Below are 17,261 nucleotides of genomic sequence, written 5' to 3'. Positions count from 1 at the left end.
AGGCCTCGCGAGGGATCGCTTTCGGGTTGCAGGTGGAGTGAAGTGGAGTAGAGTGGAGCGCAGTGGCAGGGCGGAGGAACGTCGCCGGACCTGCCGGCCCGAGTTGACAGGCGGTCCACTTCTCCGCGAAGGGGCGGGCGGCCACGGCAAGGGGGTGAGGGCCGATGTTCCTCGGCACGCACACCCCGCGCCTCGACGAGAAGGGCCGGCTGATCCTCCCGGCGAAGTTCCGTGATGAGCTGGCGGGAGGTGTCGTGATCACGAAGGGGCAGGAGCGCTGTCTGTACGTGTTCCCGATGCCGGAGTTCCAGCGCATCGCCGGTCAGCTACGGGAGGCTCCGGTCACCAACAAGGCCGCCCGGGCTTACAGCCGGGTGTTCTTCGCGAGTGCGCACGACGAGGTTCCTGACAAGCAGGGCCGGGTGATGATTCCGGCCCATTTGCGGGAGTATGCCAGCCTTGGCCGTGACCTCGTGGTGATCGGTGCGAGCACCCGGGTCGAGATCTGGGACAAGCAGTCCTGGGACGACTACCTCTCGGCGAGCGAGGAAGAGTTCGCCGACATCGAGGAGGGGGTGCTGCCCGGCGGACTGTAAGGCGTGGCACTCGGTCGGACCCCAGGTTCGGCCCGGACGTCACTGCCGCCGTAACGCGAGATCTCCACCCGCTCCCGCTCCTGGCGCCTCTTCCCCGGCGCCAGGCGCGTGTCCGGGCCGGTTCGCCGGCGCGGGACATGAGAGCGGATGGGGATCTGGCGGTACGGACGGGCGCCCGGGCCGGACAGCACCATGGAACAGACGAGTGAGACGCGAGCGGGCACGGCGATGGGGGTCGACATGGGGGAGCCGCGGGGCACGCATGTGCCGGTGCTGCTCGAGCGCTGCTTGGAGCTGCTCGACCCCGGCCTCACCTTGCCGGGCGCGGTCCACGTCGACTTCACGCTGGGTCTGGGCGGGCACGCCGAAGCGGTCCTCGAGCGGTACCCGGACGTGGTCCTCATCGGGCTGGACCGGGACACCGAGGCGCTGGCACACGCACGGCACCGGCTGATCCGGTTCGGTGACCGGGCGCATCTGGTGCACGCGGTCTACGACGAGTTGCCGCGGGTTCTCGACGAGCTGGGCATCCCGGCGATCCACAGTGGGCTCTTCGACCTCGGGGTCTCGTCGTTGCAGCTGGACGAGGCGGACCGGGGGTTCGCCTATGCGCAGGACGCCCCGCTGGACATGCGGATGGACCAGTCCCGTGGGGTGACCGCGGAGGAGATCGTCAACAGTTACGAACCTGGTGATCTTGTTCGCGTTTTGCGGCAGTACGGCGAGGAGAAGTTCGCTCCGCGAATCGTTCAATCGATCATGCGGGAGCGGGTGAAGGTGCGGATCACCTCGACGGCACGGCTGGCCGAGCTGGTGAAGGACGCCATCCCCGCCGCCGCGCGGCGAACGGGTGGAAATCCCGCGAAAAGAACCTTCCAGGCACTACGCATTGAGGTCAACAGGGAGCTGGAGGCGCTCGAAGGGGCGGTTCCGGCGGCTTTGGACGTGCTGGCGCCCCGGGGGCGCCTTGTGGTGATGAGTTATCAATCGTTGGAGGACAGGATCGTCAAGCGCGCACTCACCGCGAGGTCGCGCAGTACCGGGCCGGTCGACCTGCCGGTCGAACTCCCCGGTACCGGACCGAGTCTGAGGCTCCTGACCCGCGGGTCGGAGCTGCCCAGCGATGCGGAGGTGGCAGCGAACCCGAGGGCGGCCTCGGTGAAGCTGCGAGCGGTGGAGCGGATCGACGAGCAGGAGCAGGCGCGCAAGTTCGAGAAGCAGTTCGGGGCCGGCCGCGAGCGGCCCCGGATGGCCGGGCCGTCCCGGGGTGGGACGCCGTAACGGCACCGAGGTTTCAAACGCGTGGGGGACCGGGCGGTTACGCCCCGGGGCGAGCGACGAGGGGGAGGGAAGAGCATGAGCGAGCGATCCGGAGCGCCGCGGTCGGGGGGCCGGGCGCAGGCGCGCACCACAGCCGGGGGGCTGGGGCGCCGGGTCGGCCGCGATGCCGGGACCGGGACGGGCGCGCGGGGGCAGCGCCGGTCCGAGGGAGCCGACACGCGCCGGTCCGGGATGCGGGGCCGGGATGCCGTGGAGACGGTCGCGCCGGTCGACGGCGCCACCGCGCTGGACATCGAGGTGACCGCGGAGCCGCAGCCGGCGCCGAGCGGGCGGCCGCGCCTGTGGGTGGCGCCGCCGCTGCCGATCCGGGCGCCGCGGGCCACGTTCGCGGCCGCTGTCGTCATGGTGATCGTGGCCGGTGTGGTCGGCATCCTGCTGCTCAGCACCGAGACGATGGAACGTTCGTTCCGCCTTGCCGCCCTGCGTGAGCAGAAAGCGGACCTCGACAAGCAGCACTCCGAACTGCAGCGGCAGATCGTCGAGAAATCGGCGCCCGGCAGTCTGCACGCGGCCGCCCGGCGGCTCGGCCTGGTGCCGGCCACGAATCCCGCGGTCATCGTCCTGCCGAGCGGCGAGAAGATCGGCACCCCGAAGGCGGGCGAGGGACCGACCTCGCCGACGGCCGGGCGGTAACCGGCATGGCGCCGCGAGCTGACGACGACACACCGCGCCGGGGCGACCAGCCCCGGCGCGGTTCGTCGCGTGACCTGCCGGGCGAGGAGCACACCGACGACCCCCGGGAGGGGCGGCGCGGGCGATCCAGCATCGGCGAGGCCCGGGCGTACACCCCGCGCGGGCGGACGGTGGCCGAACGCGGCCGGCTGCCCCGCGACGGCGCTCGTGGCGGCGACCCGTTCCGGCCGGCGTTGCAGGTGCTCGACGGCGGCGAGAGCGGCCAGCGGACCAGGGGACGCGGCCGGCAAGCCGAGCCACCGGCGCCGCGGGAGCGAGCGAAACAGCAGGACCAGGACAAGCCGCTGGAACGGGCGAAACCGCAGGACCAGGACAAGCCGCGGCAGCGGGCGAAACCGCAGGACCAGGACAAGCCGCGCGAGCGGGACAGGCCGCGGGACCGAGCGAAGCCGCGCGAGCAGGACAAGACCCGGGAACGGGCCAGGCAGCGGGAGCAGGACAAGCCGCGGGAGACGGCCCGGGACCGGGAGAGGCCGCGCGAGCGGGAACGCGAGCTGCCGCGGGCGTGGGATCGGGACGCGCGTACCCGTACGCCGAAAGAGAAAGCCGGACCACGGCGGACCGCGACCCGGCGGCCGGTCCCGTCCGAGCCGCCGAAGCTCGCCAACAGCACCCGCCGCCTGCGGCTGGGCACCGTGCTGGCGCTCTCGTTGTTCGTCACCATCGGCGTGCGGCTGGTGGTGCTGCAGGTGGCGACCTCCCCGGAGGAGGCGGCGAGCCTGCTGGAACTGCGCGAGGGCCGGCTGAGCAGTGTCACGCTGCCGGCGCCGCGCGGCAGCATCCTGGACCGGGACGGCCACCCGCTGGCGCACAGCGTCGAGGCGCGGTACGTGTTCGCCGACCCGCAGAACGAGCTGCTGCAGAAGAACCTGCCGTCCATCGCCGAGCAGCTCGCGCCGCTGGTCGGGATCCAGAAGTCGCTGCTGATGGAGCGGATGAAGCCGAAGTTCGTGCTGGGCAAGTGGACCCGGTTCCGTTACCTGGCCCGCGGTGTGAACATCGCCCGCGCCGACCAGGTGGACGCGCTGAAGCTGCCCGGCATCTACACGCACTTCGACGAGCGCCGCGACGTGCCGGGCGGGGACCTCGCGGCGAACCTGGTCGGTTTCACCGGTGACGAGCAGCGCGGCCTGGTCGGGCTGGAGGCGCGCTACGACGAGCTGCTGCACGGCATCGACGGCAAACGGGTCTTCGAGGTCGGTACGAGCGGGATGGACGCGCCGATCCCCGGCGGGTACCAGCACGAGACCGCCGCCCAGCCCGGCGACTCGCTGAAGCTCACCATCAATCAGGACCTGCAGTTCCAGGTGCAGCGGATCCTCAACGAGGCGGGCCGGTCGCGCAACGCCACCGTCGGCGCCGCTGTCGTGCTGGACGTCAAGACCGGCGAGGTGCTGTCCCAGGCGAGTTACCCGACCTACAACGCGGCGGACCCGGAGAAGTCCCAGCCGCGGGACCGGATCGACGTGGCGAGCAGCGTCGTCACCGACCCGGGGTCGACGCACAAGGCGTTCATCTTCGGCGCCGCGCTGCAGGAGGGTCTGGTCAAGCCCTCCGGCACGGTGACGGTCGGCCCGGCGATCAAGAAGGGCGACACCACCTTCAAGGACCATCACCAGTTCGAGTCGGGCACCAAAGTGACCCTGCCGGGGCTGCTCGCCTACTCGTCGAACGTCGGCACGATCCTGCTCGCCGACCGGCTCGGCAAGGAGAAGGTGCACGAGTACCAGCAGAAGTTCGGGCTCGGCAAGGCCACCGGCGAGGGCATGCCGGGCGAGGCCGAGGGCAAGCTGCTGGCCCCGGGAGACTGGAGCGGCTCGTCGTACGGCTCGGTGCCGATCGGGCACAGCGTCGACGCCACCCTGGTCCAGATGGCCGCCGCGTACGCCGCGATCGCCAACGACGGCGTCTACATCCAGCCGCACCTGATCAAGTCGACGATCTCCGGTGAGGACGAGAAGGAGACCCCGGCCGCCGCGCCGGAGACGCACCGGGTGCTCGACGCCGAGGTGGCCCGTGAGCTGCGGCTGATGATGGAGGCCGTGGTCAGCGTCAAGGACGGCACCGGCCGGGCCGCCCGGGTCGAGGGATACCGGGTGGCGGGCAAGACCGGCACCGGCAAGATGCTCATCGACGGCGAGTACACCAGCCACAACGCGAGTTCGTTCATCGGCATGGCGCCGGCCGAGAACCCGCGGTTCGTGATCGCCGTGTCGATGGACGTCAGCAGCGGCGGCGGCGGCGACGTGGCGGCTCCGGCGTTCAGCCAGATGATGTTCCACGCCCTTGCCGGTGACGGGGTGCCACCGTCCGGTAGCAAGTCGCCGAACTTCACGATCAAGGAATGACCCGGGTCGCATGGCGTTGACAACGGGCCCCGGGGTACGGGGTAGGGTCTGACGCCGTGTCCGGCATTCCACGTCCCGAGACCGTCGAACCGCGCCTCACGTCGCGGCTCGCGGAACTGTTACCGGCAGCGCTGACCGGCGGTGACGTCCCGGTCACCGGTGTCACGCACAGCAGCCGAGAGGTTCGTCCGGGTGATCTCTACGCGGCCCTGCCCGGCGCCAACCGGCACGGCGCAGAGTTCGTCGCGGACGCCGCCCGCTCCGGAGCGGCAGCCGTCCTGACCGATCCGGCCGGTCGTGCCGCCGCCGAGGCCGCGGGCCTGCCCGTGCTGGTGGCCGACGATCCGCGGGCGGTGCTCGGCGCGGCGGCGGCGGCGATCTACGGGGAGCCGTCCCGGCGGCTCACCATGATCGGCATCACCGGGACGGCCGGGAAGACCTCGACGTCGTACCTGGTGGAGGCCGGCCTGCGAGCCGCCGGCCGGGTCACCGGCCTGGTCGGCACGGTGGAGACCCGGCTCGGCGAGCTGGTGGTCAAGAGCGTGCGCACCACCCCGGAGGCCACCGACCTGCAGGCGATCCTCGCCGCCGGGGTCGAGCGCGGCGTCCAGGCGGTGGTCATGGAGGTCTCCAGCCACGCGCTGGTGATGGGCCGGGCCGACGGGATCCGGTTCGCCGCCGCCGGCTACACCAACTTCGGCCAGGACCACCTGGACTTCCACCCGACCACCGAGGACTACTTCGCGGCCAAGGCCCGGCTCTTCGACGGCCGCGCCGACGCCGCCGTGCTGAACCACGACGATCCCGCGCTCGTGCCGCTGCGCACCCCGGCCACGGTCACCTACTCGGCCGCCGGGGACACCGCGGCGACCTGGTGGGCCTCCGACGTGCAGCCGTCCGATTTCGGTCAGCGGTTCGTCGCGCACGGCCCGGACGGGCTGACCGTCGAGGTCGGCGTGGCGCTGCCCGGCCTGCACAACGTCGCCAACGCGCTGCTCGCGCTGGCCCTGCTGGTCGCCGCGGGCGTGGACGCCCGGGCCGCGGCCGAGGGCATCGGCGCCTGCCGCGGTGTCCCCGGCCGGCTGGAGCAGGTCGCGGCGCCCGGCGAGATCCTCGGCGTGGTCGACTACGCGCACAAGCCCAACGCGATCGTCGCGGCGCTCGCGGCGCTGCGCGGCCTGGCGACCGCCCGGCAGGGCCGGCTGATCTGCGTCATCGGCGCCGGCGGCGACCGGGACCAGGGCAAACGTCCGCTGATGGGTGCGGCAGCCGCGCAGGGCTCGGATCTGGTGATCATCACGGACGACAACCCCAGGACCGAAGATCCTTCCGTTGTACGGTCGTCGATCCGCGTGGGCGCAGACGAGGCGTCGGCGGGCGCGAAGGTCATCGAAGTGCCCGGCCGCCGCGCCGCGATCGACGAGGCCGTGCGGCTGGCGGCGCCCGGTGACGTGATCGCGGTGCTCGGCAAGGGTGCCGAACAGGGGCAGGAGGTGAACGGCGAGGTGCTGCCGTTCGACGACCGGATCGAGCTCGCCGCCGCACTGGAGGCCCGCGCATGATTCCACTGACCCTGGGCGAGATCGCCTCGATCACCGGTGGCCGGGTCGTCGGCGGCGACCCGTCGATCACGGTGACCGGCACCGTCGAGTACGACACCCGCAAGATCGGCCCCGGCGGCCTGTTCGTGGCCTTCGCCGGGGAGAAGGTGGACGGCCACGACTTCGCCGGTGCCGCCCTCGCGGCGGGTGCGGCGGCCGTGCTCGGCAGCCGGGAGACCGAGGCGCCCGGCGTCGTCGTCGAGAACCCCCTCGACGCGCTCGCCGCCCTGGCCCGGGTGGTCGTGTCCCGGCTGGACAAGCTCACCGTGGTCGGGCTGACCGGCTCCTCCGGCAAGACCACCACCAAGGACTACATCGGCCAGCTGCTGTCGCGCCTCGGGCCGACGGTGGCGCCGGCCGGATCGCTCAACAACGAGCTGGGATTCCCGTACACCGTGCTGCAGGCTACCGAGGAGACCCGGTTCCTGGTGCTGGAGATGGGCGCCCGGGGGATCGGCCACATCCGGTACCTGACCGAGATAGCCCAGCCGTCGATCGGCGTGGTGCTCAACATCGGGTCCGCCCACCTCGGCGAGTTCGGCTCCGTCGAGGGGACCGCGCAGGCCAAGGGTGAGCTGGTCGAGGCGCTGCCGTCGTCCGGGGTGGCGATCCTGAACGCCGACGATCCGCTGGTGGCGGGGATGGCCCCGCGAACCGCCGCGTCCGTGGTGCTCGTCGGTTCCACAGGGGATCTCGTGGCTACGGATGTGTCGCTGGACGCTGACGGCCGGGCATCGTACACCCTGATCTCTGGTCCTAAATCCGGAAATGTCCGCCTCTCGGTGGTCGGGGAGCACCAGGTCGCCAACAGCCTGGCCGCCGCCGCCGTCGCGCTGGCCGCCGGCATGCCCTTCGAGGAACTGGCCACCGCGCTCGGCGAGGTCGGGATCGTGTCCGGCCGCCGGATGGACGTCTTCACCCGTCCCGACGGCGTGACCGTCATCGACGACTCCTACAACGCCAACCCCTCGTCGGCCGCCGCCGCGCTGCGGTCGCTCGCGTCGATGGGTGCGGGGAAGCGGACCACCGCCGTCCTCGGCTACATGGCCGAACTCGGCGAGCACGAGGTCTCCGGGCACGCCGAGGTCGGCCGGCTCGCCGCCGAACTGGGCGTCGACCGGCTGATCGCCGTCGCTCCCGAGAGCGGCCCGATCCTCGACGGCGCGGCCGGCGTGGCCGGATGGCAGGGCACGGGGCTCCTCGCCGCCGATCAGGCCGCCGCGATCGAGATTCTGCAAGCCGACCTGCGCGCCGACGACGTCGTGCTGGTCAAGGGTTCCCGGTACCGCACATGGGACGTCGCCGACCGGCTGCGTTCTACAGGAGGTTCAGCCCTGTGAGGGCAGTCATCGTCGCGGCCGCGGTCGCCTTCCTCATCTCGCTCTTCGGCACCCCGATCGCCATCCGGGTCTTCTCGGCGCTCAAGGCCGGCCAGCCGATCCGCACCATCGGCCCGCAGACCCACCTGGGCAAGCGGGGCACCCCCACGATGGGTGGCGTGGCGTTCATCCTCGCCACCGTTCTCGCGTACGTCGCCGGGCACCTGGCCCTGACCACGCTGCCGGACCGGCAGATCGCCCAGGAGAAGCCGACCATGACCGCCCTGGTCCTGCTCGGCGTGTTCGTCTTCTGTGGCGCGGTGGGCTTCATGGACGACTTCCTGAAGGTGCGCAAGCGCAACTCGGACGGTCTCAGCGCCAAGGGCAAGCTGCTCGGCCAGCTGATCATCGGCACCGGCTTCGGCATCGCCGCGCTCTACTTCCCGAGCACCAACGGCCAGACCGTGGCCAGCGAGAAGATCTCCTTCATCCGGGACGTGAGCTGGCTGGACGTCGGCAAGGTCGGCTCGGTCATGGTGTTCGTCTTCGTGATCATGGCGATGTCGAACGGCGTGAACCTGACCGACGGCCTGGACGGTCTCGCCACCGGCGCGTCGATCCTGGTGCTCGGCGCCTACTCGCTGATCGGCTTCTGGCAGTACCGGCACTGGTGCGGCGACAACGACTACGCCGGCGCACCGGGTTCGCTCACCGCCCAGCACTGTTATCAGGTCCGAGATCCACTGGAGATCGCGATGATCGCGGCCGCGGCGGCCGCGGCCTGCGTCGGCTTCCTCTGGTGGAACACCAACCCGGCCCGGATCTTCATGGGTGACACCGGCGCGCTCGCGCTCGGCGGCCTGATCGGCGGCCTGGCGGTGGCCACCCGGACCACCCTGCTCTCGGTCATCATCGGCGGCCTGTTCGTGATCATCACGATGTCCGTGGTGATCCAGATCATCTCGTTCAAGACCACCGGCAAGCGGGTCTTCCGGATGTCGCCGCTGCAGCACCACTTCGAACTGGCCGGGTGGAGCGAGGTCAACATCGTGGTCCGGTTCTGGATCATCGCGGGCATCTGCGCCGCGATCGGCCTGGGCCTGTTCTACAGCGACCACCTGGCGGTCATGGGCTAGACCGGTTCGGCAGTCGAGCACGGGAGGGGTTGTGGCCGGTGAGCCGCAACCCCTCCGGCATCACCGGCCTCATCCTGCTATTCCACCTGGAAAGCGATATATCCGTCCTTAGGCTGTGAACTGCGCGTGGAGGAACCGGCAGCGGGGCGTGCCCACACCCCCGCCGATATCGGCCTCCGGCGAAGACTCGCGACTCACAGAGGATGGAAACCTATGAGGTCACGCCTCCTGCTCACGTCCGTCGGCGCGATGGGGATCATTTTCGCGACCGGTTCCTCGGCGGCTGCCGCGGCACCGATGGTTCCGGCCGACATCAAAGTGTGTGTCAACAAGAAGTCCGGTGAGATGCGCTGGGTGGGGTCCGGCGCGACCGGTTGCCGCAACGGCGAGGTGCTGCGCTCCTGGGACGAGGAGGGCCCCAGGGGTCCCGCCGGGCCGAAGGGCGCCACCGGCCCGAAGGGCGCCGACGGTGATGCCGGTCCGGCGGGACCGGCCGGCCCCGCGGGTCCCGAAGGCCCCGCCGGTCCCCAGGGGAGTGCCGGCGCGGCGGGCCCCGCCGGCCCGCAAGGTGTCGCGGGTCCGGAAGGCCCGGGCGGTCCGCAAGGTGCCACCGGAGCAGCGGGTGGCACCGGTGACAAGGGACCCACCGGTGACAAGGGACCCACCGGTGACAAGGGTGCGACCGGTGACAAGGGCCCCGCCGGTGACAAGGGTGTCGCCGGTGACAAGGGTGCGACCGGTGACAAGGGTGCCACCGGCGATCAGGGTCCGGTCGGTGACAAGGGTCCGGTCGGTGACAAGGGTGCCACCGGCGATCAGGGTCCGGTCGGCGAGCAGGGCCCGCCCGGTGAGTCCGGGGCGCGCTTTGCCTGACACGGCTACGAAGCCGCCTGTCTCTGACCCCGCGCTGCTGCCCGTATAGGGCCCACGGGCCGGCCGGTGGAATCACCGGCCGGCCCGCGTGGCGTACATGACAATCGCTCACGCGACACGCCATCGACGGTGTAGGGCGATGGCGTGAGCGCGGGACGATGATGGGGGCATGGCGGACGACCGTACTCAGACTGCGGCCCGCCCGTCACTGAGCCGGCAGCTGCTGCCCGCCGTGCACGGGCTGCTGGCCAGACCCCTGTCGTCGTACTACCTGCTGATCTCCAGCTGCTCGCTGCTGCTGCTGATCGGCCTCACCATGGTCTTCTCGGCGACCTCGGTGAAGGCGTTCGCGGAGAAGGACAACGCGTTCGCCGAGGTCAGCAGCCAGTCGGTGTACGCGCTGCTGGGTCTGGTGGCGTTCTGGGTCTGCCAGCGGCTTCCGGCGGGGACCCTGCGGACCCTGGGCAAGTACCTGCTCGGCGTGGCGATCCTGCTGCTCTCCTTCCTCGCGGTGCTCATGGCGCTGGGCTCGGCCGGGGTGCTGAGTCCGCCGGACAAGCCGCGGATCGGCCCGGTCTGGGCGTACCTCAACTGGCTCTATTTCGGACCGGTCAGCATCCAGCCGGGTGAGCTGGCCAAGCTCGCCATCGTGCTGTGGGGCGCCGGCATGCTGGCCCGCAAGGGCCCGGCGCTGGCGCACTGGCGAGAGCTGGCGATGCCGCTCTTCCCGGTGGTCGGCCTGCTCTTCCTCCTCGTCGGCTACAACGACCTGGGCACCATGCTGGTGCTGCTGGGCCTGATCGTCGGCCTGCTCTGGGCGGCGGGTGTCCGGCTGAAGGTCTTCGGCGCCCTCGGGGTGCTGGGGCTGGCCGGTGTCGGTCTGCTGATCGCGGCGGCCTCCCGGGGAGCCGGCTCCGGTGCCGCCGGCGTGGAGAACTACCGTCTCGCGCGGCTCACCTCGTTCCTGCAGCCGCTGGAGGACTGTGACATCTCCAGCGAGGCGGGCAAGTGGTGCTATCAGATCGTTCAGGGCCGGTCGGCGATCTTCGAGGGTGGCTGGTTCGGTGTCGGGCTGGGGGAGAGCGCGCTGAAGTGGGGCTGGGTCCCGGAGGCCGGCAACGACTTCATCTTCGCCATCGTGGCCGAGGAGCTCGGCGTGGTGGGCTGTGCCGTGGTGCTGGCGTTGCTGTCGGTGATGGCGTACACCGGGTTCCGGATCGCCCGCCGGTCCGCCGACCCGTTCCGCCGGCTGGCCGCCACCGGCATCACCACCTGGCTGGTCGTCCAGGCGGTCATCAACATGGGCGGCGTGGTGAAGCTGCTGCCCATCACCGGTCTTCCGCTACCGTTCATCTCCGCAGGTGGTACGGCCCTCGTGGTGACCATGGCGGGCATCGGGATCCTGGCGTCGTTCGCCCGTGCGGAGCCCGATGCGGCGCGAGCCCTGAACGCCCGTCCGACGCCTCGATGGGTACGGCTAGTCTGGGCCCCGCTGCCGCCGCTTCCCCCGCCGCGGCGGCCGGCGCAGCCGCGCCCGCCCGCGCCGAAGGATGCGGGGAGTAATCGGGCATCCACGAAGGTGGGGGGCGAGAGGAGACGGTGATGGGTCCGACGCTGCGGTCGGTCGTGCTCGCCGGAGGAGGCACCGGCGGTCACATCTATCCGCTGCTCGCCTTCGCCGACGCTCTACGGCGCCACTTCCCCCAGATCAGGATCACCACGCTGGGCAGCCCGAAGGGCATGGAGAACCAGCTGATCCCGGCCGCCGGGTACGACCTGCGGGTCATCCCTGCGTTCCAGCTGCCCCGCGCGCTGAACCTGGACCTGCTGCGCACCCCGGACCGGATGGTCCGGTCCGCCGCGGCGGCCGGCGAGGTCATCGACGAGGTGCAGGCCGAGGTCGTGGTCGGTTTCGGCGGGTACGTGTCGGTGCCGGCCTATCTGGCCGCCTGGCGCCGTGAGCTGCCGATCGTGATCCACGAGGTGAACGTGCCGCCGGGCGTCGCGAACCGGATGGGCATGAAGTTCACCAAGCGGATCGCCGTCGGGTTCCCGCACCAGCTGGAGCAGGCGGAGTCGCTGCGCAACGCCCGGCTGGTCGGCGTGCCCCTGCGCACCGGGATCACCCACATGGACCGGCCGGCGCTGCGCCCGCAGGCGCTCTACCACTTCGGGCTGCGCCCGGACCTGCCGGTGCTCTTCGTCTCCGGTGGCTCGTCCGGGGCCCGCACGATCAACCTGGCGGTGGCCGCGGCGGCGAAGCGGCTGGCCCACGCCGGCATCCAGGTGCTGCACGTGCAGGGCGGGCGCAACGACCCGTTCGAGGTGCCGAACGACCTGCCGGTTCCCTATGTCGTCGTGCCCTACCTGTCGGACATGCAGCTCGGCTACGCTGCCGCCGACCTGATGCTCTGCCGGGGCGGTGCGATCACGGTGGCCGAGACCACGGCGCTCGGCATGCCCGCGATCTACGTGCCCTATCCGTTCAGCAACCAGGAGCAGCGGCGGAACGCGCTGCCCGTGGTGGAGGCCGGTGGCGGGCTGCTGGTCGACAACAGCGAGCTGACGCCGGACTGGATCGAACGCAACATCATCCCGCTGGCCCGGGACCGGCAGCGGCTCGCCGCGATGGGACACGCCGCCGCGGGCTACGGGCGCCGTGACGGTGACGAGCAGCTGCTGCGGTACGTACTGGAAGCGGTGAGCTGATCTTGAGCAAGGGAGTGGAACTGTGAACACGGCGGAGCTGACGCCGGCCGGTGAGATGACCGCCGAGGACCTGGGCAGTGTGCACCTGATCGGGATCGGCGGGGTCGGCATGGCCGGCCTGGCCCGGCTCCTGCTCACCCGGGGCGTGCCGGTCTCCGGCAGCGAGCTGCGGGAGTGGCCGGCCCTGGCCGCGCTGCGGGCGCTCGGCGGCACCGTGCACATGGCCCACGAGGCGTCCAACCTGGACGGCGTGGACACGGTGGTCTACTCGACCGCCATCCCGAAGGACCACGTGGAGATGGTCGAGGCGCGCCGCCGCGGGCTGCGGGTGCTGCACCGCTCGGAGGCCCTCGCCGCGGCGATGACCGGGCGGCAGACCATCGCGGTGGCCGGCACCCACGGCAAGACCACCACCACCTCGATCATGACGGTGATCCTGCAGCACGCCGGGCAGGACCCGTCGTTCGTGATCGGCGGCGAGATGTCGGCGGCCGGGTCGAACGGGCACCACGGCACCGGGCCGCACTTCGTGGCCGAGGCCGACGAGCACGACCGGTCGTTCCTGATCTACCGGCCGCACGTCGCGATCATCACCAACGTCGAGGGCGACCACCTCAACAACTGGGGTGACCTGGAGACGCTGAAGGCCGGGTTCCTGGAGTTCGGCGGGCTGGCCGACGGGTTCGTGGTGACCTGCGCGGACGGGCCGGGCACCGAGGAGCTGATCGCGGGGCTGAAGGCGCAGGGCAAGACCGTTTACACGTACGGCGAATCGGCCGGCTCGGATCTGCGGATCTTCGACGTCACCTCGTCGACCAGCGGCGTCCGTTACCAGGCGGAGCTGGGCGGGCAGCCGCTCGGCGAGTTCAAGCTGGCGCTGCCCGGCACCCACATGGGGCTGAACAGCGCGGCCACCGTGCTCACCGCCCTGAAACTGGGCATCGGACTCGAGAAGATCACCGAGGCGCTGGAGTCGTTCCCGGGGGTGCGGCGGCGGTTCGAGCGCAAGGGCATCGCCGCGGGCGTGCGGGTGTACGACGAGTACGCGTACCACCCCACCTCCGTGAAGGCCGCGCTCCGCACCCTGCGTGAGGTGGCCGGGGACGGCCGCCTGCTGGTCGTCTTCCAGCCGTACCGGGTGTACCGCACCCGGGACCTGCAGGCCGAGCTCGCCGACGGCCTCGGGGTCGCCGACGAGGTGATCTGCATGGAGGTGTTCGGCCCGGGCGAGACCCGCGGCCCGGGGGAGGGCGGCCGGGCGCTGACCGCGGCGATCGAGCTGCCCGGTGAGCAGAAGGTGTTCGTGCCCGACTGGGAGGACGTCCCGGCCGAGGTGGTCCGGCGCAGCCGTCCCGGCGACGTCGTGGTGACCATGGGCGCGCCGCCGATCTCGCTGATGGGCGACGAGCTGTTGGCCGCGCTCGCCGAGGCGGACCACCAGCCGGACCTGGCCCGGTAGCACCGTGGCGGGCGGGGGCACGCGGAACTGGCGGCTGGTGCGGGCGGACACGGACGCCGTGCCGTCCTCGGCCCGGCGTTTCATGGCCCGGGCCCGGCAGCGGCGCCTGCGGGCCGCGATGCCCTGGCTGATCGGCGCCGCGGTGTTGCTGGTCGCCGGCGGCGTGGCCTGGGTGGTGTACGGGACCGCGGTCTTCGGCGTCCGCGAGGTCCGGGTGGTCGGCGCCCAGTCGCTCGCTACCGACCAGGTGCTGGCCGCCGCCGCGGTGCCGCCGGACCGGCCGCTGGCCCGGGTCGACCTGGACGAGGTCGGTGACCGGGTCCGGGGCCTGCCGGCGGTGGACCGGGCGGCGGTCACCCGGAGCTGGCCGTCGACGGTGGTGATCGAGGTGGTCGAGCGGGTCGCGGTGGCGGCGGTGCCGGCCGGGACCGCGTTCACGCTGATCGACGACGATGGTGTGGCGTTCCGCACGGTGGACGCCCAGCCGGCCGGGCTGCCGCTGGCCCGGCTCGCCACGCCCGGTGGCCGCGACGAGAACACCCGCTCGGCGCTGACCGTGCTGAGTTCGCTCACCGACGAGCTGCGCGAGCAGCTGGTGGCGGTCTCGGTGGAGTCGCCGGTGAAGATCCGCCTGGAGCTGCGCAAGGGCCGGGTGGTGATCTGGGGCGACGACACCAAGAGCGACCGCAAGAGCACCGTCGCCACCGCGCTCCTCCGGGAGAAGGGTGACGAGATCGACGTCAGCGCACCCCGGGTGGTGAGCATTCGATAAGCATGCGATTAAATGGACAAAGCGTTCTGAACGCTACAAAAGCGTACGAGGTTACGGGTGAGTCGGATACTCACCTCGTTAGCGGACGCGACACGCCGCCCGGGGTCTTTGGCTGAGGCGGCATGTCCGCATACGTTGCCTCGAGAGGTTCGAGTGGTTGACATAACTCTGAACCTCTAGTAGAGGGTGAGGGTTTCCTCGCCCTCCCTTGTACGGATGCGGATGTCGAAGTGCGGTTCCCGGACCGCAGGGGCCGTCGACATCCGCCAACCCCGGAAGGGATGGCTGAGCCCGATGACACCTCCGCACAACTACCTCGCGGTCATCAAGGTCGTCGGCATCGGCGGTGGCGGCGTGAACGCCGTCAACCGCATGATCGAAGTTGGGCTCAAGGGCGTGGAGTTCATCGCGATCAACACCGATGCCCAGGCGCTGTTGATGAGCGACGCCGACGTCAAGCTCGACGTCGGCCGGGAACTGACCCGCGGCCTCGGCGCCGGCGCCCAGCCCGAGGTCGGCAAGAACGCCGCCGAGGACCACCGGGACGAGATCGAAGAGGTGCTCAAGGGCGCCGACATGGTCTTCGTGACGTGTGGCGAGGGCGGCGGCACCGGCACCGGCGGCGCGCCCGTGGTCGCCAACATCGCCCGCAAGCTGGGCGCGCTGACCATCGGCGTGGTGACCCGGCCGTTCAACTTCGAGGGCAAGCGCCGTCAGGTGCAGGCCGAGGCCGGCATCGACGAGCTGCGCAACCAGTGCGACACCCTGATCGTGATCCCGAACGACCGGCTGCTCGCGCTGGGCGACCGCGGGATCAGCATGATGGACGCGTTCCGGCAGGCCGACCAGGTGCTGCTCTCCGGTGTGCAGGGCATCACCGACCTGATCACCACGCCGGGTCTGATCAACCTGGACTTCGCCGACGTCAAGAGCGTCATGAGCAACGCCGGCAGCGCCCTGATGGGCATCGGCAGCGCCCGCGGCGACAACCGCGCGGTCGAGGCCGCCGAGAAGGCGATCTCCAGCCCGCTGCTGGAGCAGAGCATGGACGGCGCCCGCGGCGTGCTGCTCTCCATCGCCGGCGGCTCGGACCTCGGCCTGTTCGAGATCAACGACGCGGCGCAGCTGGTGACTGACGCGGCCCACCCGGACGCGAACATCATCTTCGGCGCGGTCATCGACGACGCCCTCGGCGACGAGGTGCGGGTCACCGTGATCGCGGCCGGCTTCGACGCGGGCGCGCCCGCCTACAAGCCGTCCGAGCCGGCCCGCAAGGTCCCGGCGCCGTCGACCGGGAGCAACCTGCCCCCGATCCCGGCCGCGCCGGTCGCCCCGCCGCCGCCGGTGACGACCACCCCGCCGCCGCGCAGCCGGGTGCTCTTCGACGACGTGGATGTGCCGGACTTCCTGAAGAACGGCTCCTGAGGCTCACCCGTACCCCTCAAGAAGGTTGAACCTTGACCGACGCCGGACGGCGCGCCGAGCTCGCCGCCAACCTTGATCGTGTGCGGGAGCGCATCACGCGTGCCTGTCTGGCGGCCGGACGGCCGCCGGACGCGGTCACCCTGACCGCGGTGACCAAGACCTACCCGGCGAGCGACGTCCTGTTGCTCGCCGGGCTCGGTGTCACGGACGTCGCGGAGAACCGCGACCAGGAGGCGTCCGCCAAGGCGGCCGCCGTGCGGGCCGAGGGCGTACGGCTCCGGTGGCACTTCGTCGGCCAGTTGCAGCGCAACAAGGCCCGATCGGTGACCGGGTACGCCGACGTGATCGAGTCGGCCGACTCGGTGCGCCTGGCCGAGGCGCTGGGCCGGGCCGCCGCGGACCGGGAGATCCCGATCGATGTTCTCGTCCAGGTGAGCCTGGACGGAGATCCGGCGCGTGGCGGAGTGTCGGGAGATGATCTCTGGCGGGTATCCGACGCGGTGGCCTCATCGGACGGTCTGCGCCTCGCCGGCGTGATGGCCGTCGCGCCACTCGGCGAGGAACCCGGCGCGGCGTTCGCCCGGTTGGAAGTTCTGGCTGGTCAGATGGCTGTCCGGCATCCCGGCGCGAGCACTGTCTCGGCGGGCATGAGCGGCGACCTGGAGGCCGCGATCCGGTACGGGGCGACACACGTACGGATCGGTACTTCTTTACTCGGGATGCGAAACTCGCTGCGGTAGCCTTGCGGCGGGCAGCAAACTACACAGGTGTTGTTTTACGCGACGCGCCGGGCGGGCATGACCGCACGGCGGCCGGCGCGTCCGACGACGCAGCGTCGCAACGGGTCGGTGGTCCGAATCGGACCGGGGTTACCGGCTCGTGAGGGGGGACGCGGCACGCCAGGGGGCGCGGGTCGCAAAGCGGACATGAGGGGTGTGGGGGCATATGGTCTCTCGGCAGGAGGCGATGGCATGAGCGAGCGAAGCGAG

At 71.3% G+C, this 17,261-nt stretch carries 14 protein-coding genes; all 14 read left to right on the top strand.

The features are described from left to right. Positions 1-164: 164 nt before the first annotated feature. Positions 165-596, top strand: coding sequence for a division/cell wall cluster transcriptional repressor MraZ (gene mraZ, locus ACZ3II_RS20030; protein ID WP_465519167.1), 432 nt, complete (start codon positions 165-167; stop codon positions 594-596). A 228-nt stretch (positions 597-824) separates the two neighbouring features. After that, positions 825-1,877 carry a 16S rRNA (cytosine(1402)-N(4))-methyltransferase RsmH gene (rsmH, locus tag ACZ3II_RS20025; RefSeq protein ID WP_465519394.1) on the top strand — a complete coding sequence of 351 codons (1,053 nt, stop codon included), beginning with the start codon at positions 825-827 and terminating at the stop codon, positions 1,875-1,877. Positions 1,878-1,952: 75 nt separating this feature from the next. Further along, the gene (gene ftsL / locus ACZ3II_RS20020; protein ID WP_465519166.1) at positions 1,953-2,570 is read left to right on the top strand and encodes a cell division protein FtsL; all 618 of its coding nucleotides are present in this window, start codon (positions 1,953-1,955) and stop codon (positions 2,568-2,570) included. A gap of 5 nt (positions 2,571-2,575) precedes the next feature. Beyond that, positions 2,576-4,978 (top strand): peptidoglycan D,D-transpeptidase FtsI family protein, encoded by a 2,403-nt coding sequence (locus ACZ3II_RS20015; protein WP_465519165.1) that lies wholly within the window; start codon positions 2,576-2,578, stop codon positions 4,976-4,978. Positions 4,979-5,034: 56 nt separating this feature from the next. Next, positions 5,035-6,540 carry a UDP-N-acetylmuramoyl-L-alanyl-D-glutamate--2,6-diaminopimelate ligase gene (locus ACZ3II_RS20010; RefSeq protein ID WP_465519164.1) on the top strand — a complete coding sequence of 502 codons (1,506 nt, stop codon included), beginning with the start codon at positions 5,035-5,037 and terminating at the stop codon, positions 6,538-6,540. Continuing rightward, the gene (locus ACZ3II_RS20005) at positions 6,537-7,919 is read left to right on the top strand and encodes a UDP-N-acetylmuramoyl-tripeptide--D-alanyl-D-alanine ligase (protein ID WP_465519163.1); all 1,383 of its coding nucleotides are present in this window, start codon (positions 6,537-6,539) and stop codon (positions 7,917-7,919) included. The genes ACZ3II_RS20010 and ACZ3II_RS20005 overlap by 4 nt, the downstream gene beginning before the upstream one ends. Continuing rightward, positions 7,916-9,034 (top strand): phospho-N-acetylmuramoyl-pentapeptide-transferase, encoded by a 1,119-nt coding sequence (gene mraY / locus ACZ3II_RS20000; RefSeq protein WP_465519162.1) that lies wholly within the window; start codon positions 7,916-7,918, stop codon positions 9,032-9,034. The genes ACZ3II_RS20005 and mraY overlap by 4 nt, the downstream gene beginning before the upstream one ends. A 213-nt stretch (positions 9,035-9,247) precedes the next feature. Further along, positions 9,248-9,907 (top strand): hypothetical protein, encoded by a 660-nt coding sequence (locus tag ACZ3II_RS19995; RefSeq protein ID WP_465519161.1) that lies wholly within the window; start codon positions 9,248-9,250, stop codon positions 9,905-9,907. A gap of 169 nt (positions 9,908-10,076) precedes the next feature. Further along, positions 10,077-11,510 (top strand): FtsW/RodA/SpoVE family cell cycle protein, encoded by a 1,434-nt coding sequence (locus ACZ3II_RS19990; RefSeq protein ID WP_465519160.1) that lies wholly within the window; start codon positions 10,077-10,079, stop codon positions 11,508-11,510. Next, positions 11,510-12,616: an undecaprenyldiphospho-muramoylpentapeptide beta-N-acetylglucosaminyltransferase gene (gene murG / locus ACZ3II_RS19985; RefSeq protein WP_465519159.1), complete on the top strand. Its 1,107-nt coding sequence runs from the start codon at positions 11,510-11,512 to the stop codon at positions 12,614-12,616. The genes ACZ3II_RS19990 and murG overlap by 1 nt, the downstream gene beginning before the upstream one ends. A gap of 22 nt (positions 12,617-12,638) precedes the next feature. After that, positions 12,639-14,075, top strand: coding sequence for a UDP-N-acetylmuramate--L-alanine ligase (gene murC / locus ACZ3II_RS19980; RefSeq protein ID WP_465519158.1), 1,437 nt, complete (start codon positions 12,639-12,641; stop codon positions 14,073-14,075). A gap of 4 nt (positions 14,076-14,079) precedes the next feature. After that, a complete protein-coding gene (locus ACZ3II_RS19975; protein ID WP_465519157.1) occupies positions 14,080-14,847 on the top strand; it encodes a cell division protein FtsQ/DivIB in 768 nt (255 codons plus the stop codon). A gap of 294 nt (positions 14,848-15,141) precedes the next feature. Next, positions 15,142-16,272, top strand: a complete 1,131-nt coding sequence (gene ftsZ, locus ACZ3II_RS19970) for a cell division protein FtsZ (RefSeq protein WP_465519156.1) — start codon at positions 15,142-15,144, stop codon at positions 16,270-16,272. A gap of 32 nt (positions 16,273-16,304) precedes the next feature. Further along, positions 16,305-17,012 carry a YggS family pyridoxal phosphate-dependent enzyme gene (locus ACZ3II_RS19965; protein WP_465519155.1) on the top strand — a complete coding sequence of 236 codons (708 nt, stop codon included), beginning with the start codon at positions 16,305-16,307 and terminating at the stop codon, positions 17,010-17,012. Positions 17,013-17,261 lie beyond the last annotated feature (249 nt).

Source organism: Actinoplanes sp. NPDC019969, assembly GCF_055562375.1.
Note: the sequence above shows the minus strand (reverse complement) of the source record. Positions and strands in the feature narration are given on the sequence as shown.

Excerpts from the sequence above, each read along its gene's own strand:
- mraZ (WP_465519167.1), top strand. The coding sequence starts at position 165 with ATGTTCCTCGGCACGCACACCCCGCGCCTCGACGAGAAGGGCCGGCTG.
- rsmH (WP_465519394.1), top strand. The coding sequence starts at position 825 with ATGGGGGTCGACATGGGGGAGCCGCGGGGCACGCATGTGCCGGTGCTG.
- ftsL (WP_465519166.1), top strand. The coding sequence starts at position 1,953 with ATGAGCGAGCGATCCGGAGCGCCGCGGTCGGGGGGCCGGGCGCAGGCG.
- ACZ3II_RS20015 (WP_465519165.1), top strand. The coding sequence starts at position 2,576 with ATGGCGCCGCGAGCTGACGACGACACACCGCGCCGGGGCGACCAGCCC.
- ACZ3II_RS20005 (WP_465519163.1), top strand. The coding sequence starts at position 6,537 with ATGATTCCACTGACCCTGGGCGAGATCGCCTCGATCACCGGTGGCCGG.
- ACZ3II_RS19995 (WP_465519161.1), top strand. The coding sequence starts at position 9,248 with ATGAGGTCACGCCTCCTGCTCACGTCCGTCGGCGCGATGGGGATCATT.
- ACZ3II_RS19990 (WP_465519160.1), top strand. The coding sequence starts at position 10,077 with ATGGCGGACGACCGTACTCAGACTGCGGCCCGCCCGTCACTGAGCCGG.
- murG (WP_465519159.1), top strand. The coding sequence starts at position 11,510 with ATGGGTCCGACGCTGCGGTCGGTCGTGCTCGCCGGAGGAGGCACCGGC.
- ftsZ (WP_465519156.1), top strand. The coding sequence starts at position 15,142 with ATGACACCTCCGCACAACTACCTCGCGGTCATCAAGGTCGTCGGCATC.